The following is a 25,597-nucleotide window of genomic DNA, read 5'->3' as shown; positions in this document are numbered from 1 at the left end:
TATAAAAAAGAGCCGGCTTTAGCCGGCTTTTTTTATAAGTGTGAAAATTAATTTTGAAAGCCAATTTCATAGTCAATACAATTTTTTATGAAGTTAATCGATACCCACTCTCATATTTATTCTGAAGCTTTTGACGAGGATATCGCTGAAGCAATTCAACGAGCAAAAGATGCTAATGTGGGCCAAATTTTTTTGCCAAATATTGATTCCGAGTCAATCGAACCCATGTTTAAATTGGTGAAAAACTACCCAGATTATTGTTTGCCAATGATGGGCTTGCACCCAACTTCTGTGAAAGAGAATTATGAGGAAGAATTGGCTATCTGTGAGAAATGGTTGAAAAAGGAAAGTTTTATTGCAATTGGTGAGATTGGAATCGATTTGTATTGGGATAAAACCTTTTTGAAGGAACAGCAATTGGTTTTCGAAAAACAATTGAATTGGGCTGTTGAAAGAGAATTGCCAGTTGTTATTCATGCGCGTGAATCTTTTTCAGAAATCTTTGAAGTTTTGGAACCTTTCAAATCTAAAAATCTTACTGGTGTGTTTCATTCTTTTACTGGAAATTTAGAGCAGGCCAATAAAGCAATTTCTATGGGGTTTTTATTAGGTTTAAATGGAATCCTTACTTTTAAAAATTCTGGATTAGATCGAGTCGTTAAAGAAATCGATACAAAATATTTAATTTTAGAAACTGATTCCCCTTATTTGGCACCAACTCCCAAACGTGGGAAAAGGAATGAGTCGGCTTATGTTGCTTTTATTGCTGAAAAATTAGCTGAGATTCACAATTTGAGTCTTGATGAGGTGACTAAGATAACAAGTCGAAATGCTCAAAATCTATTTAAAATTTAAACAAGTTTTAGACAGGGATGTTAGATTTGCGAAAATCTTCTGTCTTGAATAGACAAGGTCAAAGAGTAGTTTTGCTAAAGTGATTATTTCCCGATTTTAATCGGAATGTTAAAACATGAAATTTATAAGTAAATGAAGACTTCAATTTTGATAATTTATACTGGAGGAACTATTGGGATGGTAAAAGATCCAAAAAATGGTTCTTTAAAACCATTCGATTTTGATCATATTCTAAAGCAGGTGCCAGAACTCAATGGATTTGGTTTCGATTTAACTTCAGTAGCTTTTGAACCACTTATCGATTCTTCTAATCTGAATCCAGAAGTTTGGGTTAAGATTGCGAATATGATTAAAGAAAACTATGAGAAATTTGATGGTTTTGTTGTTCTTCATGGTACCGATACGATGTCATATTCTGCATCAGCTTTAAGTTTCATGCTTGATAACCTTGAAAAACCAGTTGTGTTGACGGGTTCGCAGTTGCCAATTGGGATGTTACGTACTGATGGTAAGGAAAACCTGATTACTGCCATTGAAATTGCCGCCGATTATAAAGATGGTAAAGCGATTGTTCCAGAAGTTTGTGTGCTTTTCGAGAATAAATTATTTAGGGGGAATCGCACGACAAAGCATAATGCGGAATATTTCAATGCTTTTTATTCATACAACTATCCGGATTTGGCAAAAGTGGGTATTAATATTCATTACAACCATGCCGTTATTCAAAAAGTTTCGACAGAGAATGAGTTTGCAATTGCGACGGATTTAGATACCAATATTGCTATTCTTAAAATATTCCCAGGCATTAATAAAAAAACGGTAGATGCTATTTTGAATATCGAGGGTTTACGAGCCGTTGTGATTGAAACCTATGGGGCAGGAAATGCACCAACAGATGAATGGTTTGTAGCTTCCCTTAAGGATGCAATCGATAAAGGTATTATTGTATATAATGTGACTCAGTGCCCAGCAGGTAGTGTGGATATGGGCTTGTACGAAACAAGTGTTGAGTTATTAAAGATAGGGGTTGTGAGTGGTCATGACATCACAACTGAAGCAGCTATCACCAAGCTAATGTTTTTGCTTGGACAGCAGCTTGATTCAGATAAGATAAAATTCTTTTTAAATAAGTCTATTAAAGGTGAATTATGCCAATAGAAAATTTGTTTTTCACTTTTTTTTTGTAATTTGGTGCACTGTTAAAATCATCTTGTATTACATAAGAAAAGGAGTGAGATATAGGTAATATAAGAGGTTTAAGCTTGTTCTTTAAAAAGAAAATTTAATTGATTATTGTTAATCAATTTTTTGATTGTAACCGTTTAATTTTGTAAAAAATAATTTCGTTAATTAAAATTTGAAAAACAGACTATGAAAAAGTTATTTGCATTTATAGCAGTTATCGGGATGCTGAATTTTGGAGCATCATTTAATGCAGTTGCTCAAGATGAGACAGCTGAAACTACCGAAGCTACCGTAGATACTCAGGATGAAACAACTGAGGAAGTTGCAGCTCAAGAAACTGCTGTAGAAGAAGTAGCTCCAGTTATGGAGGAAGAAGTAGAAAGTACTTCATTCCACGCTGTAGTAAAAAAACAATTCATCCAAGGTGGTGCGATGTTTATGAGTTTTGTATTGTTGACTCTTATTTTAGGTTTGGCTCTTTGTATTGAAAGAATCATTTACTTAAACATGTCAACTACAAACACTAAGAAGTTGATCGCTAGCCTAGAGGAAGCGTTGAACAATGGTGGTGTTGATGCTGCTAAAGAAGTTTGTAGAAACACTCGCGGTCCTATCGCTAGTATCTTCTATCAAGGTCTTGATCGTATCGAAGAAGGTGTAGACGTTGTTGAGAAATCAGTAATCGCTTACGGTTCAGTTCAAATGGGTCTTTTAGAGAAAGGTCTTTCTTGGATTTCTTTGATGATTGGTCTTGCTCCTATGTTGGGTTTCATGGGTACTGTAATCGGTATGATTGGTGCATTTGACTCTATTCAGTCAATGGGTACTATTTCTCCTGCTGCTGTAGCTGGTGGTATTAAAGTTGCTTTGATTACAACTGTATCTGGTTTGATCGTAGCTATGATCCTTCAGGTATTCTACAACTACTGTACTGCTAAAATTGATAGTATTGTTAACAACATGGAAGATGCATCTATTTCTCTTCTTGATATCTTAGTAAAATACAACTTGAAAAAATAATTTCCGACTATGTCAAATACATTGAGTAAATATTTAAATATTCTTACCTATGTAATGCTTGGTCTTACAGTTATTTTTGTAGCCATGTTTTACTTTGGTGGAGAAGTGCCAAATGCAGCCTATACAACACCAGTTTATACTGATTCGTTGATTCAATGGGCAAAGGCTTTATTCATTATCACTGTTGGCTTATCAATCTTGTTTCCTGTACTTCAGATCGTATCTGATCCTAAAGGAGCAATTTTAGGATTAGCTGGACTTGCTGGTCTTGGATTAATTATCTTGGTAGCATATTCTTTATCTGACGGTACATTATTAAATCTTCCTGGTTACACAGGAGAAGACAATAATGTTGGAGCATTAAAGTTTGCTGATACTATTCTTTATACGATGTATATTTTAGGTGTTGGTGCTATCGTTTCTATCGTAGTGACAGAAACTTTGAGAAAATTTCGCTAAGACAATGATTTGATTAAATTCAAATCGTAAACCTTAATAAATAATATTATGGCAAGAAAAACACCAGAGATAAATTCGAGTTCGATGGCCGATATCGCTTTCTTGTTGCTTATTTTCTTCTTGGTGACAACTACAATGGATGTAGATACAGGTATCTACAAAAAGTTGCCACCGATTCCAGATAAGGAACAACAGGATGTTGATGTTAAGGTTAAAAAACGTAACGTTTTTTCCATTTTGGTGAATCGTAACAACGAATTGTTGGTGAACGGAGAAATTCTTAGGATTTCGGATTTACGCGAAAAAACTAAGGAGTTCTTCATGAATCCTTCAAATCTTGAGACACTTCCAGAAAAAGCCTTGAAAAACGTACCCTATTTTGGTGACGTTATGGTTTCTAAGGGATTGATCTCGTTACAGAATGACCGTGGAACACAATACGCAACTTACATTCGCGTTCAGGATGAACTTGCAGCCGCTTCTCGTGAGTTAAAAGATGAGAAGTCAATGCAAAAATGGGGTAAGAAATATGACCAGCTTGATGCAGATCAGCAAGAAGCGGTTAGAAAATATATCCCAGTACAGATTTCTGAAGCAGAACCAAGAAATACAGGAGGTAAATAATGTCAAAGTTTAGAAAAGACGGTAAAAAAGAATTACCGGCCATATCAACAGCTTCTCTTCCTGATATTGTATTCATGTTGTTATTTTTCTTTATGGTTGCAACAACCATGAGAGAAGTAGATTTGAATGTGGATATTATGGTACCAGAAGCGAAAGAGATAACTAAATTGGAAAAGAAGGATCTTGTTAGTAACATCTATGTAGGTGTGCCTATGAGAAAATTTGCGAAGACTTACGGATCTGAGCCTCGTATCCAGTTGAACGACCAATTTGCAACAGTTGATGATATTCAGGCTTTTATTAGTACAGAGCGTGAGTCAAGAAAAGAAGAATTACGTAATAAGTTGACTACTTCATTGAAAGTTGATCAATACACTAAAATGGGTATTATCACTGATATTAAGCAGGAGCTTAGAAAAGCGAGTTCTCTTAAATTGAACTATTCAACTAGACAAACTGCTGAATAATTTATTATTCGATATATAATTAAAAGGAGTCCTGATGGACTCCTTTTTTTTTGTGCTGTAATTTTTGATGCACGATTGAAATGAAAAAAGCTCGAAGTTAACACTTCGAGCTTTATTGTGACCCCAATGGGATTCAAACCCATGACCTCCAGAACCGGAATCTGACGTTCTATTCAGCTGAACTATGGAGCCAATTTAAAGACAAATTTAGAAAATTAATTCATTTATTTATGGAAATTGGCTTCTTGCTTCTGTGATCACCCCTCGAAATTTTCTTGCAATTTGCTAAAGTCCTAATAGACAAAATTTAATAATTTCTCTTTACTAAAATAAAGTTCACATTTATTTCAAACTTTTGCTACTTTTGCGCCTTAATGAAGGCTCCAGTTTTGTTATTTTAATTTGCAATTATTAATAATAGTGAAATTCGAAATCTATATCATTTAATTATCAATCAGATTGAAAGTGTGAGATTTATCTAGGTCTCTAGATTAACTCAACCCGTATGTAATCGGAATTCATATCTAATTAGCTATTGAACATGGAATACAATTTTAAAGAAATAGAAAAAAAGTGGCAAAAGTTTTGGGTAGATAACAAGACTTATAAAGTTGATGTTGATACAAGCAAACCAAAATTTTATGTTCTCGACATGTTTCCGTACCCATCAGGGGCTGGTTTACACGTAGGACACCCACTTGGCTATATTGCTTCTGATATATATTCTCGCTATAAGCGTTTAAAGGGATTTAATGTATTGCATCCTATGGGCTACGATGCTTATGGTTTGCCTGCTGAGCAGTATGCGATTCAGACCGGTCAGCATCCAGCAATAACAACGGATGTTAATATTAAGAGATACCGTCAGCAATTAGATAAAATCGGCTTTTCATACGATTGGGATAGAGAGATTCGCACTTCTGATCCTGAGTATTATAAGTGGACTCAATGGGCTTTTGTTGAAATGTTTAAACATTATTTCAATAATAAGACTCAAAAAGCTGAGGCAATTTCTGATTTGGTTCTAGAATTTCAAACTAAAGGAAATGCAGAGGTTGATGCTTCAACCTCTCAGGAAGATATCTTTACTGCTGAAGAATGGAATGCTCTATCCGAAAAAGAACAAGATGGAATTCTTTTGAATTATCGTTTAGCATATTTGGCCAATACAATGGTGAACTGGTGTCCTCAGTTGGGTACAGTTCTTGCCAATGATGAAATTAAAGAAGGTTTATCTGTTAGAGGAGGACATCCAGTTGAGCAGAAAAAAATGCGTCAATGGTCTTTAAGAGTTTCTGCTTACGCAAAGCGTTTACTTGAAGATATGGAGAAGCTTGAATGGACAGACTCATTAAAAGAAATTCAACGTAACTGGATTGGTCGTTCCGAAGGAGCTGAGATGGATTTTATGGTGAAGGACTCTGATGTGAAGATGACTATTTTCACAACTAGACCTGATACTATTTTTGGTGTGAGCTTTATGGTTTTGGCACCAGAAAGTGAGCTGGTAGATCAATTAACTACTCCAGAATGTAAAGAAAAAATTGCAGCTTATATTGCAGCGACTAAAAAGCGTACTGAAAGAGAACGTATGGCCGACGTTAAAACGGTTAGCGGTGAATTCACAGGCTCATATGCGATACACCCATTTTCAGGAGAAGCTATTCCTGTTTGGGTGAGTGATTACGTTTTGGCTGGATATGGAACAGGAGCTATTATGGCTGTTCCTGCTCATGATAGTCGTGATTATGCTTTCGCTAAGCATTTCGATTTGCCAATTGTTCCTGTTGTATCAGGCGGTGATTTAAGCGAAGGTTCATATGATGCTAAGTCAGGGGAAATGATCAATTCTGACTTTATGAACGGATTGGACGTTAAGGATGCCATTGTAAAAGCAAATACTGAAATTGAAGAAAGAGGATTAGGTAAGCGTAAAATTAACTTTCGTTTACGTGATGCGATTTTCTCTCGTCAACGTTATTGGGGAGAACCCTTCCCAGTTTACTTTAAGGATGGGATGCCACAGATGATGGATCTTGATAAGTTACCTCTTGAATTACCAGAGGTTGATAAATATTTACCTACTGAAACGGGTGAACCACCATTGGGACGTGCAACCAATTGGACAACCGAAGATGGTCATCCTATTGAGTTGAATACCATGCCAGGTTTTGCAGGTTCATCTGCCTACTATTTACGTTATATGGACCCTCGTAATAATGATGCGTTGGTTTCTGCGGATGTTAATGAGTATTGGCAGGATGTTGACTTGTATATTGGTGGTACCGAGCATGCAACAGGTCACTTAATTTATTCACGTTTTTGGAATAAATTTCTTTACGATATAGGTAAAGTTTGTAAAGATGAACCTTTCAAAAAATTGATAAATCAAGGTATGATTCAAGGTCGTTCTAACTTTGTTTATCGTATTAAGAATACCAATAAATATGTGTCATATGGTTTGAGAGAAGAGTATGATACAACCCAAATTCATGTTGATGTAAACATTGTTAAAAACGATGTTTTAGATACTGAAGCTTTCAAGAAATGGATGCCTGAGTATGCAGATGCTGAATTTGTATTAGAAGAAGGTAAATACATTTGTGGTTGGGCGGTCGAGAAAATGTCGAAGTCGATGTTTAATGTCGTTAACCCAGATGTGATTGTTGATGAATATGGGGCTGATACGCTTCGTTTGTATGAAATGTTTTTAGGACCATTGGAAGCATCAAAACCATGGGATACTAATGGCATTGATGGGGTACATAAATTCCTGAAGAAATTGTGGCGTTTATTCCATAATGAACAGAATGAATTTGTGATTTCAACAGATGAGCCTACAAAAGATGAATATAAAATTCTTCATAAATCAATTAAGAAAATTCAGGAGGATATTGAGCGATTTTCATTCAACACCTCTGTTTCAGCATTTATGATTTGTGTAAATGAGTTGAATACGATTAAGTGCAATAAGAAAGCTATTTTGGAAGAGTTACTTGCTCTTTTAGCACCTTTTGCACCTCATATTACAGAGGAGCTTTGGAAGCTTTGTGGTCATACTAATAGTATTACTGATGCTGAATTCCCTGTCTTAAATGAAGCTTATTTAGTAGAAGATGTTTATTCATATCCGGTGTCATTTAATGGGAAAATGAGATTTATACTTGAACTTTCATTAAGCCTGACTAAAGATGAAATTGAAGAGGCTGTAATGAATAATGAACAGGCCCAGAAATGGATAGATGGTAAAACACCTAAAAAGGTGATTATTGTCCCTAAAAAAATTGTAAATATAGTAGTCTAAAAGAAAGCTAAATTCATATTTGAAAAGCTTTAGTTTCATTGACTACTCAATGAAACTAAAGCTTTTCTTTTTTTATAACAATTGATAAATTAATCTTAAAAAGTAATAATTCATAAAATGAAATTTAACACCTCAGAGTTAAAATCCTATTTAATCATTGCATTGGGATTGGCAATTTATAGTTTTGGCTGGACCGCCTTTTTAATTCCATCAGAAATCATAGGAGGTGGCGTTAGTGGTATTGGAACTTTAATTTTTTATGGATCCAAAGAGACCATCCCGGTAGGTGTGTCTTACTTCATTATTAATTGTTTTCTCATTATTATAGCTTTAAAAATTTTAGGTCCAAAATTCGGAGCTAAGACTATTTATGCTATTATATTGGGCTCAGTTTTTCTTAGTGTTCAACAAAAATTTTTCACAGCGCCTTTAGTTGATGATAAATTTATGGCTGCAATTATTGGTGGTATATTAGGAGGGGCAGGTGTTGGAATTACTATTTCTCAGGGAGGAAGTAGTGGTGGTACTGATATTATAGCCATGATTATTAATAAATATAAGAATATCAGTCCTGGACGTGTAATCCTATATTTTGATGTCTTTATTATTGCATCTTCGTATATTGTTTTTGGTGATGTGCCAACCATTGTTTATGGTTATGTGTCGATGGGGGTTGCTTCTTATGCTATAGATATGGTCATAAGTGGAAGTAAACAATCGGCTCAAATGTTTATTATTACTAAGGATCATGAGAAGTTAGCCGATGAGATTGGATTAAATATTAATAGAGGAATTTCTGTTATCGATGCTATGGGATGGTACTCAAAAGAGAATAAAAAGATGCTGATGGTTGTTGTGCGTAAACATGAAACACCACAGGTTTTCAAATTGGTAAAACAGCACGATCCTAATGCCTTTGTTTCCATGGGATCTGTCATGGGAGTTTATGGTTTTGGTTTTGATGAAATTCGTGCTTAAGGAAAATCTTACTAGCTTTGTGCCCGAAAATAAAAATCCCATGTGGGAAAATCATCTTAAAATTAGATAATGACAAGTGTTGTAAATTTCACCAAGCAATTTAAGTCCTATTTTATTATTGCACTAGGACTTTTTATCGGTTCAGTAGGCTGGACAGGTTTCTTAATTCCATCTGAGATCGTTGGTGGTGGAGTGAGTGGTATTGCAACCATTATCTATTTCGCGACAGGTTTTAAAGTAGGTTATTCTGTTCTTATTATTAATGGATTGCTGCTTGTTCTAGCTATGAGAGTGTTAGGTTTCGGATTTGGTATCAAAACCATTTTCGCAACTTTTGTTTTGTCTTTCTTTTTATGGCTCTTGCAATCTATTTTCACAGAACCTTTGGTCAGTGATAGATTTATGTGTGCTATAATTGGTGGTATTATGGCTGGAGCTAGTGCAGGTATTATTCTTTCTCAAGGTGGAAGTACTGGTGGTACCGATATTATTGCTATGATGATTAATAAGTACCGAAATTATAGTCCTGGCCAGCTTTTATTGACTTTAGATTTAATAATCATTTCATCGTCGTACTTTCTTTCGAACTCTATTGAGCAAGTTGTATATGGTTTTGTAGCTATGGGAGTGAGTGCTTATTGTGTGGATATGGTGATTGAAGGGAGTAAGCAATCGGTTCAAATTTTCATCTTTACTAAAAAGTTTGATGAAATTAGAATAGAACTCATTACAAATCTCGATCAAGGTTTAACCGAACTGCAAGCAAAAGGAGGATACTCTCAGGAAGATGTAAAAGTTTTAATGCTTTTAGCCAAGAAGAAAGACTCACAAGCCATTTTAAAAATGGTTAAAGTTCTAGATCCAGATGCGTTTATATCAATGGGATCGGTCATGGGAGTTTATGGACAAGGTTTCGATAAAATAAAATAGTATCAGCTGTTTATAGAGAACAGATTGGATAGGTTTAATAATGTTAAAATTGCCGGGATTAGCTTATTCTAATACCCGGCAATTTGTATCCACATCTTTTATATCTTAACTTCGGCGACTAAGTTGGCCAGATGACAAACTTGTGAAGATGAAAGAAGCCGATTTGTGAAGATATCCGACCGAAGTTCTATTTTGAAGATTTAATTATTTTATGAAACGTTTCCTTAAAGTTCAATACCTAATCATTCCAGTTCTTATTCTTGCAGGCTTATTTTTCCTGAAAAATAGAAAGGATGTAGAATTAACACCTGCCGACAAAGCTAAACCTGTATTAATTGATTCTGTCCAAAATCAGGAAATCAATTATAAATATGGTTTTCCTATAGATAATTTTCAGCTTGAGGAGCATAAGGTAACGCGAAATCAAACCCTTTCAGTTATACTTGATAAGCAAGGAGTATCTTCGAAGCTTATTCATGAGATTGCTCAAAAAGCAAAGAAGGTATTCAATGTCCGCAAAATTCGATCGGGCAAGAAGTATGCCATGCTTTTTACTAAGGATAGCTTGAGGACGGCTGAATACTTTATTTACGAGAATACCCCTAAGGAATATATCGTTTTTGATTTAACGGACACTATTCAAGTTTATAAAGGACAAAAGGAGATTACGACAGTTCGTAAACAAGTTAAAGGTACAATAGAATCTTCCTTGTGGAATGCAATGGTTGAGGTTGGTGCAGATCCAGTTCTTTCGATGGAATTGTCTGACATCTATGCTTGGACGATTGATTTCTTTGGTATTGGTAAAGGAGACGAATTCAATGTTATCTACGATGAAGAAATGATTGATGGAAAATCTATCCATCAGATTAAAGTAATTGCTGCCAATTTTGTTCATCATAAATCAAACAATTATGCATTTGCATTTGATGATGGAGATAAAAAAGGTTATTTCGATGAAGAGGGTAAGAGTTTACAGAAAGCCTTTCTGAAAGCACCTCTGCGTTTCTCACGTATTAGTTCTAAATTTTCAAATAATAGATTTCATCCTGTACTTAAGCGTTATCGTCCACATCATGGTATCGATTATGCCGCTCCAACTGGAACACCTGTTATGACTATTGGTGATGGTATTGTGGTTAAAAAAGGAAATCAGAGCCAAGGAGGAGGACGCTACCTAACGATAAAGCATAACTCAATTTACTCTACAACTTATATGCACTTCTCTCGATTTGGCAAAAATGTTGGAGTTGGTGCGCGGGTTAAGCAAGGTCAAGTAATTGGTTACGTTGGAGCAAGTGGATTGGCTACTGGCCCACATTTAGATTTCAGAGTTCATAAGAATGGAACTGCAATTAATCCTCTTAAAATGAAATCGCCTCCTGTAGCACCTGTCTCAGCACAGAATGTTGTAGCTTATAATATGATTAAGAATCAGCTTTTGATTGAATTAGGTGTTGAGGAAAATATTGCTGAAAATGAGGTCGCACTTGATTCAAGTATTATGAGTTTATAATTAGATCTAAAAAGACATTAAATAAAAATGGGAGACAGCTTATTAAGCTATCTCCCATTTTTTCTATTCTTTAATAAGTCTATTTTTTAATCTTGTTCAAGTAAGTTTCAACGGCACGTGGGAAATGCTCATATTCTAGATCATGTATTTTATTGGCAAGATCTTCAGCTGTATCATTCTCTTCGATTTGGCATTTTGCCTGAAGAATGGTTTCTCCATCGTCGTATTTTTCATTCACAATATGGATGGTTATACCACTTTCTTTATCCTTATTGGTAATAACAGCATTGTGAACATTCATGCCATACATGCCTTTACCACCATAGTTAGGAAGAAGAGCAGGGTGAATATTAACAATGGCATTAGGAAAGGCTTTTATTAGAGAATCTGGCACTAGCCATAGGAATCCTGCTAATACAATTAGATCTATTTTCTTGTTTTTTAATAAATCAACGATAGTGTTTGACTCGTAAAAATCATTTCGAGTGAAAGATTGGCTTGGGATATTGAGCTTGTTTGCTCTTTCGAGAACAAAAGCATCTTTTTTGTTGCTAAGAATAATTGAGATTTCAACCTCAGGATTTGATTTGAAATAATGAGCAATATTCTCAGCGTTACTTCCTGATCCAGAAGCAAAAATGGCAATTCTTTTCATGGTTGTTTTTTCATATTTAATCTCCGCAAAGTTAATTAATAAATGAATTTATACTCCTCTGATTATTATCATTTTTAACTTTATGAGTTATCATCTTATTTTCAAGTTGTTTTATTTTATTATTCAGGAGTTTTTGATCTAAGCCTTAATAATATAAACTCAAATTTCAACTGTGATGATTAGTTTGGTTTTGTATTTGTCAGATTATCAGGAAGAAAGCGTTGTGTGGGTTGAATTTAATAGAAAATTCTTTCACTTGAGAGAGAAAAAGGATTATCTTTGCGACCAACTATGTGGAAATAAGTTTGATTTTAATCACTAAATTTATTTCTTTGCAGAGTTGAAAAACAATTATTTAAATATTAATCTAAAATTTAAAGTTATGTCTGATATTGCATCTAGAGTAAAAGCAATCATTGTTGACAAATTGGGTGTTGATGAAACAGAAGTTGCTATTGAAGCTAGCTTCACTAACGACCTAGGAGCTGATTCATTGGATACCGTTGAGTTAATCATGGAATTCGAAAAAGAATTTAACATCGCTATTCCAGACGATCAAGCTGAAAACATCGGGACTGTTGGTGCCGCTATTTCTTATATCGAAGAAAACGCTAAGTAATTAATTAACCCAGAACCTTTTTATGGAACTTAAAAGAGTAGTAGTAACTGGTCTTGGAACCATTAACCCTATCGGTAATAATATTGCCGAGTATTGGGAGAGTTTGAAGAACGGAGTGAGTGGATCTGATAAGATTCGCCAGTTCGATGCTTCAAAATTCAAGACACAGTTCGCTTGCGAGGTTAAAAACTTCGACCCTAATGCGCATTTCGATCGCAAAGAAGTTCGTAAACTCGATCTTTATGCACAGTATGCTTTAATTGCTGCAAATGAAGCAATCGAGGATGCAGGTTTCGATTTGGAGGCTGAAGATTTAACAAGAGCCGGAGTAATTTGGGGTTCTGGAATTGGCGGAATTAAGACTTTCTTAGATGAAGTAACAGGATATGCAAACGGGGACGGAACTCCTCGTTTCTCTCCTTTCTTTATTCCTAAGATGATTTCTGATATTGCAGCCGGTCATATTTCTATGAAATATGGTTTCCAGGGACCGAACTACGGTACAGTATCTGCATGTGCTTCTTCTACGCACGCTATGATTGATGCAATGAACTATATCCGTTTGGGTAAAGCTGATATTTTTATATCAGGTGGTTCAGAAGCTTCTATTAATGAAGCGGGATTAGGAGGATTTAACTCGATGCAGGCCCTTTCAACTAACAATGATGAGTACAAAGAAGCATCTCGTCCATTTTGTAAAACCCGTGATGGTTTTGTAATGGGAGAAGGCGCAGGCGCTCTTATTCTTGAGGAATATGAACACGCTAAAGCCCGTGGTGCTAAAATTTATGCTGAAATTGTTGGTGGTGGGATGTCTGGTGATGCTTATCACTTGACGGCAACACATCCTGAAGGACGTGGTGCGATTAATGCTATGAAAATGGCAATTAGCGACGCTAATATGCAGCCTGAAGATTTAGACTATATCAACGTTCATGGAACATCGACTCCAGTAGGAGATATTCCGGAATTGAGAGCAGTTAAAGCTGTTTTAGGCGAGCATGCATACAATGTGAACATTAGTTCCACAAAATCAATGACAGGTCACCTTTTGGGAGCTGCCGGTTCAGTTGAAGCAATTGCTAGTATTTTGGCAATTAAAAATTCTACTGTACCGCCAACTATCAATCACAGAGAACAAGATCCTGAAATTGATCCTAAATTAAACCTTACTCTTCACAATGCTCAAGAGCGCCCTATCAGAGCAGCTTTAAGCAATACGTTTGGTTTTGGTGGACACAATGCTTCAGTAATTTTCAAATCTTTTACTGAATAATTTGTGATTAAATCTATTATTCAATCCATAAAACTTCGATTCTTACCTAAGAGGGAGTTTTATGGATTGTCTTTTGATCTTTTAGGCTTTACGCCTAATAAATTAGATTTGTACGAGCAAGCGCTTGTGCATAAATCAGCTTCCATTCCTTGTAAGGATGGAGTTCCTATGAATAATGAGCGTCTTGAATATTTAGGAGATGCTATTTTAGGATCTATAACGGCTGATATTCTTTATAAATACTTTCCCAATAAGAGTGAGGGATTTCTCACTCAAATCCGTTCTAAAATTGTTAGCCGTGAATCTTTAAATAAACTGGCTCTTGCGATTGGATTGGATAAGCAAGTGATGTCGAATGTTAACCTGAATAATAATAAACATATTTATGGTGATGCTTTCGAAGCTTTGATTGGAGCTATTTATCTTGATCAGGGATATTCTGTAACTAAAACTTTTATCGAAGACAAGATCTTCCGTAACTACATTAATATTGAAGAAGTTGTTAATGTGGAAACAAATTTTAAGAGTAAACTCATTGAGTGGGCTCAGAAAAATAAGAAAGATGTTGTTTTTGATACTCGTGAAGATGGTTTGGATCAGGTGATGAAACTGCCAGTTTTCATTTCAGAAGTTGAAGTTGAGAAAAGCATGCTGGGGAAAGGTATTGGTGCATCTAAGAAGGAGGCTCAACAAATGGCTGCAAAAGAAGCTTTAATGCAGCTTGAGGAACCTTTGGTAGCTACAGCATAATTGTAGTTAATAATTTATTCTGCTCGCAGAGCAAAAGAGGATGATAGTTAGCTATCATCCTCTTTTGGGTTTTATAGATCCTGTGCCCCTTTATTACTGGGTGTTCCGTGCTTTTGCTTGCTTTATTGTTCTTGCATATAAAAGTAAAATAATGTAGCTTTATGAGTGAAAAGATTAAACTATGTTTAAACTTTCGTGTATTTAAAGCGAAATGATATGGCAAGAATCAAAGTATTACTTTTCACATCGAGGCAATATAAGGACGAAACTTATCCTGTAATGATTCGAGTTTCTCATAGGAGAAAATTGAAATATTTTTCAATGAAAATTTCAGTTCCCAAAGATCACTGGGATGAAAAGGAAGATCTCTTAAATGTAAAAATCAAGAATTTTTCACAAGTCTACAAACGTAAAAATTTCGAGATTCGTAAATGCCAACTCAAGCTAATGGGGATTGTGAATGATTTAGATTCTTCGAATCATTTGTATACAATTGATGATATAGAAAAGCGATATAGTGGCAGAATTGGACTTGACTTCAATGCTTATTCTGGAAATTTAATACAAGAGCTTGAGAGTATAAATAAGATGGGAAATGCCAGTGCCTATCGAAGTGCATCCTTGGCACTTATTCGGTTTATGGATAATAAAACGATCAGCTTTGAAGAAATTGACTTCGCTCTGATTAAAAAGTTTGAAACCCACATGATTTCCAGCGGAATGAAAACGAATGGAATCTCATGTTATATGCGTACCATCCGAGCTATTTACAATAGAGCCATAAAAGAGGGATTCGCAAAAAGAGAGAATTATCCATTCTTACATTATAAAGTCAAATATGAGAAAACTCAAAAGCGAGCTCTCACCAAAGATAAGATCAAACAAATTAGAGATATAGATCTGAGTTCGGATCCTGGTCATGAACAAGCTCGAGATCTGTTCATGTTTAGTTTCTATTGTATGGGTATATCATTCGTTGATATAGCTCATTTAAAGGTTGAGAATATTCTAAATGAACGTATAAACTATTCAAGACAAAAAACCTCTCAAAAATACACGATCGCATTAGTGGAACCTGCTTTAGAGATTATACTAAAATACTCTAATTTGAAAAATCATAACGAATATGTCTTTCCTTTATTGACACACAATCATGCTGAAATGCATAAACTATATGCAAAAAGAGCGACTCGGAATCGTACAAAACTGAAACAGGTTGGCAAGATCTTAGATTTACCCATTACACTCACGCCATATGTCGCTAGGCATTCATGGGCAACTATAGCAAAGCGATCAGGAATACCTACTGCAGTTATTTCTGAAGGCTTAGGCCACACCACTGAAAGAACCACTCAAATCTATCTGGATAGCTTCGAAAATGAAGTCTTAGACTCCGCCAATCGATTGATAACACTCTGATAGGCTGTCTGGTATTTTTGATAATGTATAAATTTTTGTTAAATTGATTAGCTAACAACCATTTATATGATCAAAGATTCAAGCTTAATGGCCTTGGAGAATGAATTGTCTAAGGCTAATATTACTTTTCAAAATAAGAATGGTTTATCTAAACTGTTTTTTAATGATTATGCGGATTCAAATGAATTTAAAAAGAGCTTAGATAATTTGTATGATGCCTTCTCTAATGCTTTGAGATTGACTTTGTCTAAGTTGAAATCTACTGATGATCGGGAAGTTCATTTAGAGTATGTCCTTCAGATATTTGTAGCATTAGAAGAAATGATAGGGGAGAATCCGAATTTTATTAATTCATTTCCCCTTGAAGAATCCAAAGAGGATTCTGATTCCAAATATATCACGATTAAGAATTCCGACATTTTTGATTTGATAAATTATTTCAATCATCAGAAGGATACAATTCTGAAGTCAATCAAACTGATTAAACGTTGCCGACATAAATTTACAGATAGGTCTAAAAGAGAAAAATTCTATAGTGATTCCTGGAAAGATGAGCTTCGTGAATTCTATCCTTTTTTCATGCGCTTTAAAGATGAAATGAGTAATATTAATACTAGACAAGGTAGAATTATATATCTGAAGAAGTCCAGAAAAGAAATTGCTGCTGAATTCAGTAAGAAAAATATGGATTTTTACGGATCTCCTTTGAACTTGTATTTTGAAGCTCGATTGGATTGTCTTAAAGATTTATTACACTCACCCTTGATATCTGAAAACACCCACTCAAATATAAAGTGGAAGGCTAGTGTAACTGATTTTCTAGAAATGGCTCTTGCTATTTCTCAGTCCGGGAGCATTCAAAAGCTAGACGGTAAAGAAATGCCCAGAAAAGAGTTTATCAATCAATTATCCCAATTTTTCAATATGGGGAAGATCTCCGAAACAGAAAGTCGAATTCATAAATTAATTTCCAGAGTGAATAATACATCGTTTCTTCAGCGATTAATTCAAACTATAGATCTCTTTTTTGTAAAGGATAAAAATTGAATCGCATCACTTTATTTTAAGTTCCCAATATTATGTATGTTAAGTAGGCGTTTAATGCACTGATAGTCAGATGGTCTTATGGGTAAGTGACCCATTCGGCGAAGCAGTTGGGTGCATGTTGGTGTAAATCAAACATTTATTGAAAATAATTTAAGTACTAGAAGTTCTATGTTTGTTGATATCTAAGTTAATCAGATCGTAAAAGCAGATTTTTTTTATATGACACTTACCCTTTAATTCGACAAAGCATCTCTAAACTTGTTACATCATGTTCGGGTATATTTTCAATCAAATGAAAATTGAAACCCGACAACTGAACACCTAAAATTTTCAGTTATGCAACAAGACAAAGAATTAATTAAAGTCTTCCTAGGACTTACAGACAAAGTGAAATCTGTTGAGAACCAACTCAAGCAGATTTCCCTAAATGATAGAAACCCATTAGGCGATATCTATCTGGATACCGATGAGGTTTGTACTTTACTCAAGATCTGTAAACGGACACTTCAAAAGTATCGTGATGAGGCCAGTATCTCCTTTATTCAGTTTGGAGGTAAAACCCTCTACAGAACCAGTGACATAAAAGAAGCTCTGGAAAAGAACTACCAACCCGCACTAAACTCTTAATCAACTATTAGTTTTTAGCCATCTAGCAATGTTGCCATTTATCGCAGCAGCCTTGCAACTCATCGTAATTCGTAATTTCTAACTCGTAATTATTAATTCCTAATTCATAATTGTTTCGATGAAACAAATGAACATCCCCATAGAGCTCTTGGTCTTTGCCCTTTCCAATCGGAAGGTCAATCCCCTTCGACTTTTCTTGTATTTGAAAAGCCATGGCTCGGGCTATGTTTCGTGGAATACTGAGCAAAAGGAAAAGATACTTTCAGGCTTGGATCTGAAATCACCGAAAACCATAGAAGCTAATTTGAATTGGCTTTTAAGGAATGGCTGGGTGAGCATGAATACCAAACGAGGCGCTGTTCGCGTGGTGAGTTATTTAGTCTTGGCTAAAAAACTCGATTTTCAATGCGCCACAGGAGCCGTTTGTGAACTTCAAAATTTAAAAAACTTCCGCCCATTCATCTATGCAGCGGTGGTGACCTATTACCTCCAGTACAAATATCGGATAGCAAGGCAGTCGGCACGAAAAAAAGGGCGTACCACTACGAATTGTCGCTACCGAGATCTTCCAGCCGATTACTTGGCTAAAGTGCTGAATTTAGGAAAATCCACGATTGTCAGATACCGACAAAAAGCATGGGATGCGGGCTTTATAAAAATGAAGCACCGATACAAACCCTTGCTTTTGCCCATCGAGGAACTCGAGTTTTGTCGCATCTATGGTGATGAGGAAGCCTGGCAATTGGTTATACACAACAACCAAGTCAAAATCCAGCTTTCAAACGCTATCACATCTTACATTCATTTGCGCACAAAACCCAGCTTGAAAAAGCATATTCACTCATGGAAAAAAGTGGACCCATTATATGAAGGGTTTTAAAGGGAAGACTGCGCTCAGCAGCTTTTCCCTTAAAAACCTCAAATCGGAAGATTTGACGAAATCCATATTTGAAGTGTAAGCTTTTTTGACTCTTGGACTATTTGACCTTTCCGACCTCTCAATAATTCATAATTCCTAACTCATAATTATTAGCCGTCATTCGTAATTATTAATTCGTAATTTTTTCGTCATGAAATCAACAATCAAATCCTACCTCCACAACCTATCCCAACAGATAAATATCCTAATCAGTTTCTTTCTGGAAAACGAAACCTTATTATCTCCAGGACTTATTCGAATCCTGGATCAATCACAATTGGAACTTAAGGATCTTTTAGATCTCAAGTTCGAACTCGAGAGAAAAGTGTCTTTGTTCGAAGCAATAGAAACGGTGATCAAGCATCCTCGATACTTTATGTCCGATTCACCTAAAAAGTTGGTTGAGACCTATTCTCAAGAAAAGCACTTCCGACGCTTCTCACCAGTTCTAAATACCTTTATGGTATATGCTAATGACATCGCAAAGGAGATGCTCAACGCCAATCATCAGCTCGTTGAAACATTACCACCATTGTATCAAAATATCCTTTCTAAAAGCCGAAGGAATAGGAGAGAGGGTTTTTGTAAGGTCTTGCATCATATTATCTATGAGCAAGTCTATCCGGCTAACCTAACCAAAGAATGTCATCGTATAACAAACCTCATCTCAAAACAATGCAAGTGTAAGGATTCTTTTAAATTAATTGGATCAAGTTTAAATCTGACTATTTTAACATAAGTGATGAATGGTGTTACCTCCTTATATTCATATTTTGTTAATTTTGAAAAGGCCTCATTTCATGATGAAATGAAGAACAATTTGGAACTTAAAAATTAACAATGGAATCCTTACTTTATATTTTCATTACCCAAGCTTCCTCTTTTATTGAGATACATATATAGAAGTAGAAAGGAGTGGAGCATGTTAAAAGAAAGATTAACAAAAGAGTATTGTCAAACTCTTGATGGTACGGATAGACAAATAGCTCTTGCCTCAGGTAGAGAATACTATAAATTCTTTAGATTAGATAGTAAATTTAAGATGAGCAAGCTATCGATAACGATATGAAAATGATGTCAGCTGAGGACGTTCCTTTTACGGTAAATCAAACTAATAATGTTGTTGATCAACCAGAGCGTCTAGCTAAATTGAAAGAACAGGGAATACTAACCGATACAGAATTTCAGCAACAAAAAGCTGATATTTTGGAAGCCTAAACAACTTGCTTTATGATACTTTCCCGCAAACGGTGTAAGTTAAAATTTCAAGGGTTGGACTCATAGTCCCTTGACGTATAAGTCACATTGGATAGATTTACTGCTGATGGATTTACAAATACAATTTGGACTAAGAGTGCGCCAATAATATTTAAACAAAAAAAGCACTCATTAAATAATTAAGTGCTTTTAATATAAAAAAAATGAATTAATTATTAAAATAACTTTCAAGATCAGTTAAATTTTTAGCATGTTTTTCAAGAACTTTCCTTTTAGCTTTTACACCATTCCCATCTATTGTAAACTCATCATTTCTAGTACAAAACTTTAATACATTACCATCTAATTCACCGGAAACATGAGCAAGTTTATTTCGGATTTCTATAACTTCTTGCTGGAATTTATTTAATATAGTTTTATTCGCATTAAGTTGTTGTAATGCAGAAGTTGATTTATCATCACTCAGCAGCTTTAGAGCATTAATTTTATCAGTTACAAGAGATTTAAGTAAGTTGTACTTTTGAAAAGTGGAAAAAGATTCGGAATCTAATATTTTCTCTTTAAAGTCTTCGATGGGTGTAAAATGCTTAAGAAGCATACAATCTATTTTAGCCTCCAAAGTAATAGCCTCTGCTATAAAATTTCCTCTCTGTAATGCAACTTGATCAAAAGATCTAAAAATCTTATCAATTATATTTTTTGTTTTTGATACCAGATTATCTTTATTAGAAAAATAGAGCCCTTCAAAACCATTTTGTATAATTTTCTTTTTAAACCCAGGTTCAGAAGAATAGAAGATAATATCAGTTAGCAGTTTTAAATCTCTAATTTGTTGAATTACCTTATTGCCTTTTATTTTTTTATCAAGATTGAGATCAACTATTATTAAATCAATATCGGAATCTTTACTTAAGTTTTTCAAAGCACTATCATCCTTACTTTGAGTTATATTAATTTTTAAATCAGAGCCTTCATACGCATTTAGAATTCTCTTTTTAAAAAGATTAAAATAAGCATCAGTGTCCTCAAAGCATAGGATATTATAATTAATGAATTCCATATATTATTTGTTAAAAGTTAAAATAAATTCAGCACCTTTTTTATTTGTAGGATTTATTTCAACAGTCCCATTCATCTGTTGCATTAATTCCTTTACATGATATAATCCCATACCTGAACCATCAGTAGTAGTAACACCAAACTCAAATATTCTTTCTAAAACAGAGAGTTTAACTCCTTCCCCATTATCTATGACGAACACTTTTAAGGCATTCCCTTCAAGTTTCATTGTAATTGAAATTAAAGTAGAACCAGCCTTAGATGCATTCTTGAATAGATTATCCAGAATGATAGTAACTCCAAGAATTGCAAATTCGTGATAGAAAGGTTCTTTTACTTTATCCAAGATCTCAAAATTCATAGGATCTTCATCAAAGGTTTTTGAGACCTTTTTGCTCACATCGTTTATATAACTCTGTATAAAAAACAAAAGATCATCTTCAATGAATTCTGATTCAAGGTTGTAATTTTTCTTTGTTGCAAAATTTGTAATGGTTGTTATCTTACTTAACTCATAACTTGCATCTTTAATAAAATCATTAAATTCCGCTACTGGTACGAGTCCTTTTGATTTAACCATTTCATTCATCAAACTCAAGTAACCTTCAATAACACTTGTAGAAATTCCAATATGATGATGATAACTTAATAATTCCTTCTCACTTACACCTACGTGCGATTTTAAAACAAGGTTTTCACTTAAATTTCTTTTTATTTCAATCTCTTTTATCTTATTTTCTTCCTCTAATTCAGCTCTAATCGTTTTTAGTTCGTCTAATCGTTTTTCAACTTTAACAACTTCCTTTATAGTCTCAACATCCTTCGTAAGCTTAGCTTTATCTTTTAGTTTATTTAATAAATTAAGTGCGCTATTTTCTTGTTTTTCACCAACAATACTTAAAATATCTTCATTAAACTCTCCACTAATAACCGTATCGGTGTCTGCTAGTTTTGAGATTAAACTTAAAATTCTTTCTTTAGTTTCATCATCATTAAGATCTTCAACATCATCATAATCAAAAGTTCCCCATTTGATTGCATCAACAACATATTTCTCTAGCCTTTTCAAACAATAATCTTCGAAACATAATTTTAATTGTGAATATGCTCGGTTTTTAATTATACCACCATCCCTACTACTAGTCTCCTTAAAATCATCATTTTCCCCATTAATTTCTATTCGTCCAATTAGTTCTCTTAATCCCAGATATCTACCATAACCTTGGCCTTTTCTAACATCGATTCCTAGAGAATCATCACCATGATCGCCATATGGATTTACACGAAATCCATTTTTGTATAGATATACTGAACCATATTCTTTAACTCTAACCCCCATTATTTTTTTGAAGTTCACTTTCGCCCCTTGATTCAAATAAAATAAATGGAATTTTATATTGTGGAGATAAGAATATTTTTTACTTAATTCTTCAACAAGTTTGTAAATTACAATGTCTCGATCAATAAGTGTTGTTGTAATTGTTTTTCCATCATCAGATATTTCTGTAATAATCTGAGTAGTTTTCAGTCCCAATTTTTCGAATAAAAAATTCTTTATTGGACCATTTATGGTCTTATAATACTCCGTTTCAATTTTATCTAATTTGACTGCTTCTTTTACATCCAAATTGATAACAAAATCAGGAATATCTGTTTCAGATTGAATAGGGTTTATTAATTTAGCTAGAGCTTCTTTTAGTTTCAAAAATTTTTCTCTATCCCAATTACTTCGAACATTTGTTATTTCAAGTACTGTGCCATGAGTAAGATCGTAAGGATTCGAATTTAATCTTTCATGCACAACCCCTATATCAGCAAATTCTTTTTGAGAATCTTCTTCGAAGCGATCCCAATCTGTATGTAGCACCTCTGTAAATGAATTATCTGTATTTGTTTGTGTAATCAATTTAAGACTACCTCCTAGTCTATCGCAAGAAAAACGCCCAACTCCCTTAGCTCCAGCAAAAAATTTTTTCTTTGTACTACGAGTTATATTAGCGTCTTCTGTACCATCTAGTTTCGCAGAATAAGCAACAAATAACCACTTATTTAATAAGTCGTTATAATTCATTCCTTTCCCGTTATCTTTTATAATTATTTTTGTATCACCCTTAAGTACATTCTCAAAAATAATATCAACTTGGGTAGCATAAGCATCATATGAATTTTTCACCAACTCATAAACAGCAATAAAGTCATTTGTAATAAGATCTTTACCTATAATTGACTTTAATCCAGAGCTAACTCTAAACTTCAAATTACCATCTTGACTTGCAGGAAATTTCGTTCTGATCATTTTGGGTTGACTCTCTTCTTGCTCTTCCTTTTGAAAGAGTTCTCTATTTTGGCTTGCAGGGAATTTTGTTCTAGTCATTTTGGGCTGACTCTCTTCTTGCTCTTCCTTTTGAAAGAGTTCTCTATTTTGGCTTGCAGGGAATTTTGTTCTAGTCATTTTGGGCTGGCTCTCTTCTTGCTCTTTCTCTTGAAAGAGTTCTCTATTTCTCCAAACTTCAGGGATAAGTGTATTGTAATTAGTGCGGCCCGTTTTACCTGTAACGAAAGATCTAAATCCTAAAAGTTGATTTTCGACAGATCGAATCGTTCGTTCTATCTTTGCAGCGAGAGCATGAATCTTTGGATTATTCTCATGAATTCCCTTACCATCAATTTCGATGTAGAGTTGACAAATTTCTTCTAATTCCGGTTTTGTAAAAGGAGTGCCTGTTTTTTTATTTTTCTCTCCTCCTTTAACTCTTTCGTATCTAGCCATTATTCATCTATTTTATCTAATAATTTGCTAATTGTCTTTCCTAAAACCTCTGCTAAGAGAGGTGGTACTGCATTACCAACTTGTGTATATTGCGGCACTTCAAACCTCCGCATGTTTCCACCTGTTGTTACTTTCGATCTAAAAACAAACCAATCTGGGAACGATTGAAAACGTGCCATTTCTCTTACGGTCAAAGTTCTTGTTTCTTTATAATGACAAACATCGTCAGGTATCGTTAGTTGAGCTGGTGCAGGTTCTTTTATTTGTAAAGCTCTTTGAGAGTGCTTACGAGTTGAACGCTCACTAATATATGCCCTCAACTCCTTATTTGATTTAAATCTAATCTCACCTTTAATCCCAAACTTAAACTGTTTCAATGCATTTAGCACCTCTTCTTCATCTTCAGCATTTATCACCTTATTAGTAATTAAGCGGTATGCATTTACTTGTAATCCATTGTTAAGATTACTTATAGCCTGATATATTTTGAATCTCTCTTTTACTAATTTACCATGATTTCTTTCTTCGTGATTCTTTAATAATCCATTTTCCAAATAATCCTTATTAATAAAATGTTCAGCTAATTTCAAAGAGTAATCAGCTTTAATATTTTTAAACTTATATTTCTTACTTGGATTAGAAATGTCATCAATAGCAGAACTAGCTGATATAAACTCTCCTTTTTCTGTTATTATTTCAGGTAAAACATTACCATTAAAATATTCAGATTCATCCTCTATATTGTAATACTTAAAATCCTTAATTGTTATCTTCTCTAACTCCTTTTCCGAAGCTACCACTTTATTATAAAACCCTTCAGAAATATTAAGAATTTCATTCAAAGATTCCTCTAATAACAATTTATCAAAAATATCTCTTCTAAATGCGAATAGAATAAAACGTGGTCTATTTTGGGGTACACCAAAATATTTTGAATTAAGCATCATACAAACTGGTACAAACCCATTCAAAGCAAAAGCTTTTGACACTTCTAACCATGCATAATGCTTTTTCCCATTCTCTGTGAAAGGAGACGTAATCCCTTTTACATTCTCAAGTAAAATAACCTTAGGTTGTATTAAGGCTGCCATCTTCACGAATGACATTGGAAGTTTATTCTTATAATCATCTTTCTTTCTTAAACCAGCCAAACTAAATCCCTGACAAGGTGGTCCTCCAGATAAAAGATCAATATTTTTCTTTTGTATTTGACTTACAACTTCCTGATTATTATTGAAGAATTCTAGAAGTTCATTAATATCTCCAATAATCAATTTTTCTTTGAAATTCTCAAAATCTTTTAAATCTGTATAATCTCTATTGATACTATCCAAAGGATTTTCTCGTAATCTATTTACAAGATCTGTTGCATCATATTTTGAAGAAACCCATTTTACATTTTTTGCACTTTTTTTATTCTCTAAAGCTTCTTGTAAATTCTCTCCTAATATATTATAAGCAAAAGTTTCACCCGCCATAGGCGAAAGCTCATTGGCGAAAAACAATTTAAACTTGGCTGCTTCCATTCCTAAAGCCATTCCCCCACACCCTGCAAAAAGCTCAATATGTTTCCTACTATCTACCATCAATCCCACAATCTTTAAAATGAAAGTCAATTATTCTAAATAATCAATATTTTACTTCTTAAAATATATGAACCAAATCTCTAATCATAAGCCTGATACGATTTAGATCCCAGAAGTAAATTACAAAAACTAAAAGTAAAATTAAATTTGTGATTTATACGAATATCTTATCCTTATTATTTAATAATATAATATTTAGTTTGAAGCAGATATTATGAATATTTGTTTCCTTAATAATTAGAATTACCCCTGTTCCTGTAGATTTGTAATCTATGGGGCATGAGTTTCGGATTTTCAATCCTTTTTTTGCTCTG

The 25,597-nt window shown here is 34.2% G+C and carries 23 protein-coding genes and 1 tRNA gene; 19 read left to right on the top strand and 5 right to left on the bottom strand.

Annotated elements, in window-relative coordinates; all coding sequences use genetic code 11:
• The first annotated feature begins 87 nt into the window (after window positions 1-87).
• The 6 genes from DWB61_RS09815 to DWB61_RS09790 all read left to right on the top strand — a co-directional run bounded on the left by DWB61_RS09815 (window position 88) and on the right by DWB61_RS09790 (window position 4,610).
• Window positions 88-855: a TatD family hydrolase gene (locus tag DWB61_RS09815; protein ID WP_125030733.1), complete on the top strand. Its 768-nt coding sequence runs from the start codon at window positions 88-90 to the stop codon at window positions 853-855.
• Between the two features lie 132 nt (window positions 856-987).
• The gene (locus DWB61_RS09810) at window positions 988-2,013 is read left to right on the top strand and encodes an asparaginase (protein ID WP_125030732.1); all 1,026 of its coding nucleotides are present in this window, start codon (window positions 988-990) and stop codon (window positions 2,011-2,013) included.
• Window positions 2,014-2,226: 213 nt separating this feature from the next.
• Window positions 2,227-3,060 carry a MotA/TolQ/ExbB proton channel family protein gene (locus tag DWB61_RS09805; RefSeq protein ID WP_125030731.1) on the top strand — a complete coding sequence of 278 codons (834 nt, stop codon included), beginning with the start codon at window positions 2,227-2,229 and terminating at the stop codon, window positions 3,058-3,060.
• A gap of 54 nt (window positions 3,061-3,114) precedes the next feature.
• On the top strand, window positions 3,115-3,519 hold the full coding sequence (locus tag DWB61_RS09800) for a hypothetical protein (protein WP_225423375.1): 405 nt from the start codon (window positions 3,115-3,117) through the stop codon (window positions 3,517-3,519).
• A 48-nt stretch (window positions 3,520-3,567) separates the two neighbouring features.
• Complete coding sequence (locus tag DWB61_RS09795) at window positions 3,568-4,143, top strand: ExbD/TolR family protein (RefSeq protein WP_125030729.1); 576 nt, start codon at window positions 3,568-3,570, stop codon at window positions 4,141-4,143.
• On the top strand, window positions 4,143-4,610 hold the full coding sequence (locus DWB61_RS09790) for an ExbD/TolR family protein (RefSeq protein WP_125030728.1): 468 nt from the start codon (window positions 4,143-4,145) through the stop codon (window positions 4,608-4,610). Before DWB61_RS09795 ends, DWB61_RS09790 begins: the two co-directional genes overlap by 1 nt.
• A 118-nt stretch (window positions 4,611-4,728) precedes the next feature.
• Here DWB61_RS09790 and DWB61_RS09785 read toward each other — a convergent pair.
• A tRNA-Arg gene (locus tag DWB61_RS09785) sits at window positions 4,729-4,802 on the bottom strand.
• A 349-nt stretch (window positions 4,803-5,151) separates the two neighbouring features.
• On the opposite strand from DWB61_RS09785, the gene leuS reads away from it, so the two are divergent.
• The 4 genes from leuS to DWB61_RS09765 all read left to right on the top strand — a co-directional run bounded on the left by leuS (window position 5,152) and on the right by DWB61_RS09765 (window position 11,338).
• Window positions 5,152-7,914, top strand: coding sequence for a leucine--tRNA ligase (gene leuS, locus DWB61_RS09780; protein WP_125030727.1), 2,763 nt, complete (start codon window positions 5,152-5,154; stop codon window positions 7,912-7,914).
• Between the two features lie 117 nt (window positions 7,915-8,031).
• Entirely contained in the window at window positions 8,032-8,892 is an 861-nt protein-coding gene (locus tag DWB61_RS09775) for a YitT family protein (RefSeq protein ID WP_125030726.1), read from the top strand.
• A gap of 69 nt (window positions 8,893-8,961) precedes the next feature.
• Complete coding sequence (locus DWB61_RS09770; protein WP_125030725.1) at window positions 8,962-9,822, top strand: YitT family protein; 861 nt, start codon at window positions 8,962-8,964, stop codon at window positions 9,820-9,822.
• 211 nt (window positions 9,823-10,033) lie between these two features.
• Entirely contained in the window at window positions 10,034-11,338 is a 1,305-nt protein-coding gene (locus tag DWB61_RS09765) for a M23 family metallopeptidase (protein WP_125030724.1), read from the top strand.
• A 79-nt stretch (window positions 11,339-11,417) separates the two neighbouring features.
• Here the strand turns inward: DWB61_RS09765 and purN are convergent, their stop codons facing one another.
• A complete protein-coding gene (gene purN, locus DWB61_RS09760; protein WP_125030723.1) occupies window positions 11,418-11,993 on the bottom strand; it encodes a phosphoribosylglycinamide formyltransferase in 576 nt (191 codons plus the stop codon).
• A gap of 382 nt (window positions 11,994-12,375) precedes the next feature.
• Between purN and DWB61_RS09755 the strand changes: the two genes are divergently transcribed.
• The 9 genes from DWB61_RS09755 (at window position 12,376) to DWB61_RS09715 (ending at window position 19,868) form a co-directional block, all read left to right on the top strand.
• Window positions 12,376-12,612 (top strand): acyl carrier protein, encoded by a 237-nt coding sequence (locus DWB61_RS09755; RefSeq protein WP_125030722.1) that lies wholly within the window; start codon window positions 12,376-12,378, stop codon window positions 12,610-12,612.
• 22 nt (window positions 12,613-12,634) lie between these two features.
• On the top strand, window positions 12,635-13,888 hold the full coding sequence (gene fabF / locus DWB61_RS09750; RefSeq protein WP_125030721.1) for a beta-ketoacyl-ACP synthase II: 1,254 nt from the start codon (window positions 12,635-12,637) through the stop codon (window positions 13,886-13,888).
• A 3-nt stretch (window positions 13,889-13,891) separates the two neighbouring features.
• Window positions 13,892-14,638, top strand: a complete 747-nt coding sequence (gene rnc, locus DWB61_RS09745; protein WP_125030720.1) for a ribonuclease III — start codon at window positions 13,892-13,894, stop codon at window positions 14,636-14,638.
• A 216-nt stretch (window positions 14,639-14,854) separates the two neighbouring features.
• On the top strand, window positions 14,855-16,057 hold the full coding sequence (locus tag DWB61_RS09740; protein ID WP_125030719.1) for a site-specific integrase: 1,203 nt from the start codon (window positions 14,855-14,857) through the stop codon (window positions 16,055-16,057).
• A 66-nt stretch (window positions 16,058-16,123) separates the two neighbouring features.
• Window positions 16,124-17,104: a nucleotide exchange factor GrpE gene (locus DWB61_RS09735; protein ID WP_125030718.1), complete on the top strand. Its 981-nt coding sequence runs from the start codon at window positions 16,124-16,126 to the stop codon at window positions 17,102-17,104.
• A 336-nt stretch (window positions 17,105-17,440) separates the two neighbouring features.
• Window positions 17,441-17,731, top strand: coding sequence for a helix-turn-helix domain-containing protein (locus DWB61_RS09730; protein WP_125030717.1), 291 nt, complete (start codon window positions 17,441-17,443; stop codon window positions 17,729-17,731).
• A 118-nt stretch (window positions 17,732-17,849) separates the two neighbouring features.
• Entirely contained in the window at window positions 17,850-18,611 is a 762-nt protein-coding gene (locus DWB61_RS09725; protein ID WP_125030716.1) for a hypothetical protein, read from the top strand.
• Window positions 18,612-18,801: 190 nt separating this feature from the next.
• Entirely contained in the window at window positions 18,802-19,389 is a 588-nt protein-coding gene (locus tag DWB61_RS09720) for a hypothetical protein (RefSeq protein WP_125030715.1), read from the top strand.
• Between the two features lie 332 nt (window positions 19,390-19,721).
• Window positions 19,722-19,868, top strand: a complete 147-nt coding sequence (locus DWB61_RS09715) for an SHOCT domain-containing protein (protein WP_197091177.1) — start codon at window positions 19,722-19,724, stop codon at window positions 19,866-19,868.
• A 208-nt stretch (window positions 19,869-20,076) separates the two neighbouring features.
• On the opposite strand, the gene DWB61_RS09710 is transcribed toward DWB61_RS09715, so the two are convergent.
• The 3 genes from DWB61_RS09710 to DWB61_RS09700 are packed head-to-tail and all read right to left on the bottom strand — an operon-like array spanning window position 20,077 to window position 25,283.
• On the bottom strand, window positions 20,077-20,928 hold the full coding sequence (locus DWB61_RS09710; RefSeq protein WP_125030713.1) for a response regulator: 852 nt from the start codon (window positions 20,926-20,928) through the stop codon (window positions 20,077-20,079).
• Window positions 20,929-20,931: 3 nt separating this feature from the next.
• On the bottom strand, window positions 20,932-23,697 hold the full coding sequence (locus DWB61_RS09705) for an ATP-binding protein (RefSeq protein ID WP_125030712.1): 2,766 nt from the start codon (window positions 23,695-23,697) through the stop codon (window positions 20,932-20,934).
• Window positions 23,697-25,283, bottom strand: coding sequence for a DNA cytosine methyltransferase (locus tag DWB61_RS09700; protein ID WP_125030711.1), 1,587 nt, complete (start codon window positions 25,281-25,283; stop codon window positions 23,697-23,699). Before DWB61_RS09700 ends, DWB61_RS09705 begins: the two co-directional genes overlap by 1 nt.
• Window positions 25,284-25,597: the final 314 nt, after the last annotated feature.

The sequence above is a fragment of the Ancylomarina euxina genome (assembly GCF_003863355.1).
GTDB lineage: Bacteria > Bacteroidota > Bacteroidia > Bacteroidales > Marinifilaceae > Ancylomarina > Ancylomarina euxinus.
Note: the sequence above shows the minus strand (reverse complement) of the source record. Positions and strands in the feature narration are given on the sequence as shown.

What these genes read in the sequence shown, in the direction of transcription:
- DWB61_RS09815 (WP_125030733.1), top strand. Translation starts at nt 88, where the DNA reads ATGAAGTTAATCGATACCCACTCTCATATTTATTCTGAAGCTTTTGAC.
- DWB61_RS09810 (WP_125030732.1), top strand. Translation starts at nt 988, where the DNA reads ATGAAGACTTCAATTTTGATAATTTATACTGGAGGAACTATTGGGATG.
- DWB61_RS09805 (WP_125030731.1), top strand. Translation starts at nt 2,227, where the DNA reads ATGAAAAAGTTATTTGCATTTATAGCAGTTATCGGGATGCTGAATTTT.
- DWB61_RS09800 (WP_225423375.1), top strand. Translation starts at nt 3,115, where the DNA reads ATGCTTGGTCTTACAGTTATTTTTGTAGCCATGTTTTACTTTGGTGGA.
- DWB61_RS09795 (WP_125030729.1), top strand. Translation starts at nt 3,568, where the DNA reads ATGGCAAGAAAAACACCAGAGATAAATTCGAGTTCGATGGCCGATATC.
- DWB61_RS09790 (WP_125030728.1), top strand. Translation starts at nt 4,143, where the DNA reads ATGTCAAAGTTTAGAAAAGACGGTAAAAAAGAATTACCGGCCATATCA.
- leuS (WP_125030727.1), top strand. Translation starts at nt 5,152, where the DNA reads ATGGAATACAATTTTAAAGAAATAGAAAAAAAGTGGCAAAAGTTTTGG.
- DWB61_RS09775 (WP_125030726.1), top strand. Translation starts at nt 8,032, where the DNA reads ATGAAATTTAACACCTCAGAGTTAAAATCCTATTTAATCATTGCATTG.
- DWB61_RS09770 (WP_125030725.1), top strand. Translation starts at nt 8,962, where the DNA reads ATGACAAGTGTTGTAAATTTCACCAAGCAATTTAAGTCCTATTTTATT.
- DWB61_RS09765 (WP_125030724.1), top strand. Translation starts at nt 10,034, where the DNA reads ATGAAACGTTTCCTTAAAGTTCAATACCTAATCATTCCAGTTCTTATT.
- purN (WP_125030723.1), bottom strand. Translation starts at nt 11,993, where the DNA reads ATGAAAAGAATTGCCATTTTTGCTTCTGGATCAGGAAGTAACGCTGAG.
- DWB61_RS09755 (WP_125030722.1), top strand. Translation starts at nt 12,376, where the DNA reads ATGTCTGATATTGCATCTAGAGTAAAAGCAATCATTGTTGACAAATTG.
- fabF (WP_125030721.1), top strand. Translation starts at nt 12,635, where the DNA reads ATGGAACTTAAAAGAGTAGTAGTAACTGGTCTTGGAACCATTAACCCT.
- DWB61_RS09740 (WP_125030719.1), top strand. Translation starts at nt 14,855, where the DNA reads ATGGCAAGAATCAAAGTATTACTTTTCACATCGAGGCAATATAAGGAC.
- DWB61_RS09735 (WP_125030718.1), top strand. Translation starts at nt 16,124, where the DNA reads ATGATCAAAGATTCAAGCTTAATGGCCTTGGAGAATGAATTGTCTAAG.
- DWB61_RS09730 (WP_125030717.1), top strand. Translation starts at nt 17,441, where the DNA reads ATGCAACAAGACAAAGAATTAATTAAAGTCTTCCTAGGACTTACAGAC.
- DWB61_RS09725 (WP_125030716.1), top strand. Translation starts at nt 17,850, where the DNA reads ATGAAACAAATGAACATCCCCATAGAGCTCTTGGTCTTTGCCCTTTCC.
- DWB61_RS09720 (WP_125030715.1), top strand. Translation starts at nt 18,802, where the DNA reads ATGAAATCAACAATCAAATCCTACCTCCACAACCTATCCCAACAGATA.
- DWB61_RS09715 (WP_197091177.1), top strand. Translation starts at nt 19,722, where the DNA reads ATGATGTCAGCTGAGGACGTTCCTTTTACGGTAAATCAAACTAATAAT.
- DWB61_RS09710 (WP_125030713.1), bottom strand. Translation starts at nt 20,928, where the DNA reads ATGGAATTCATTAATTATAATATCCTATGCTTTGAGGACACTGATGCT.
- DWB61_RS09705 (WP_125030712.1), bottom strand. Translation starts at nt 23,697, where the DNA reads ATGGCTAGATACGAAAGAGTTAAAGGAGGAGAGAAAAATAAAAAAACA.
- DWB61_RS09700 (WP_125030711.1), bottom strand. Translation starts at nt 25,283, where the DNA reads ATGGTAGATAGTAGGAAACATATTGAGCTTTTTGCAGGGTGTGGGGGA.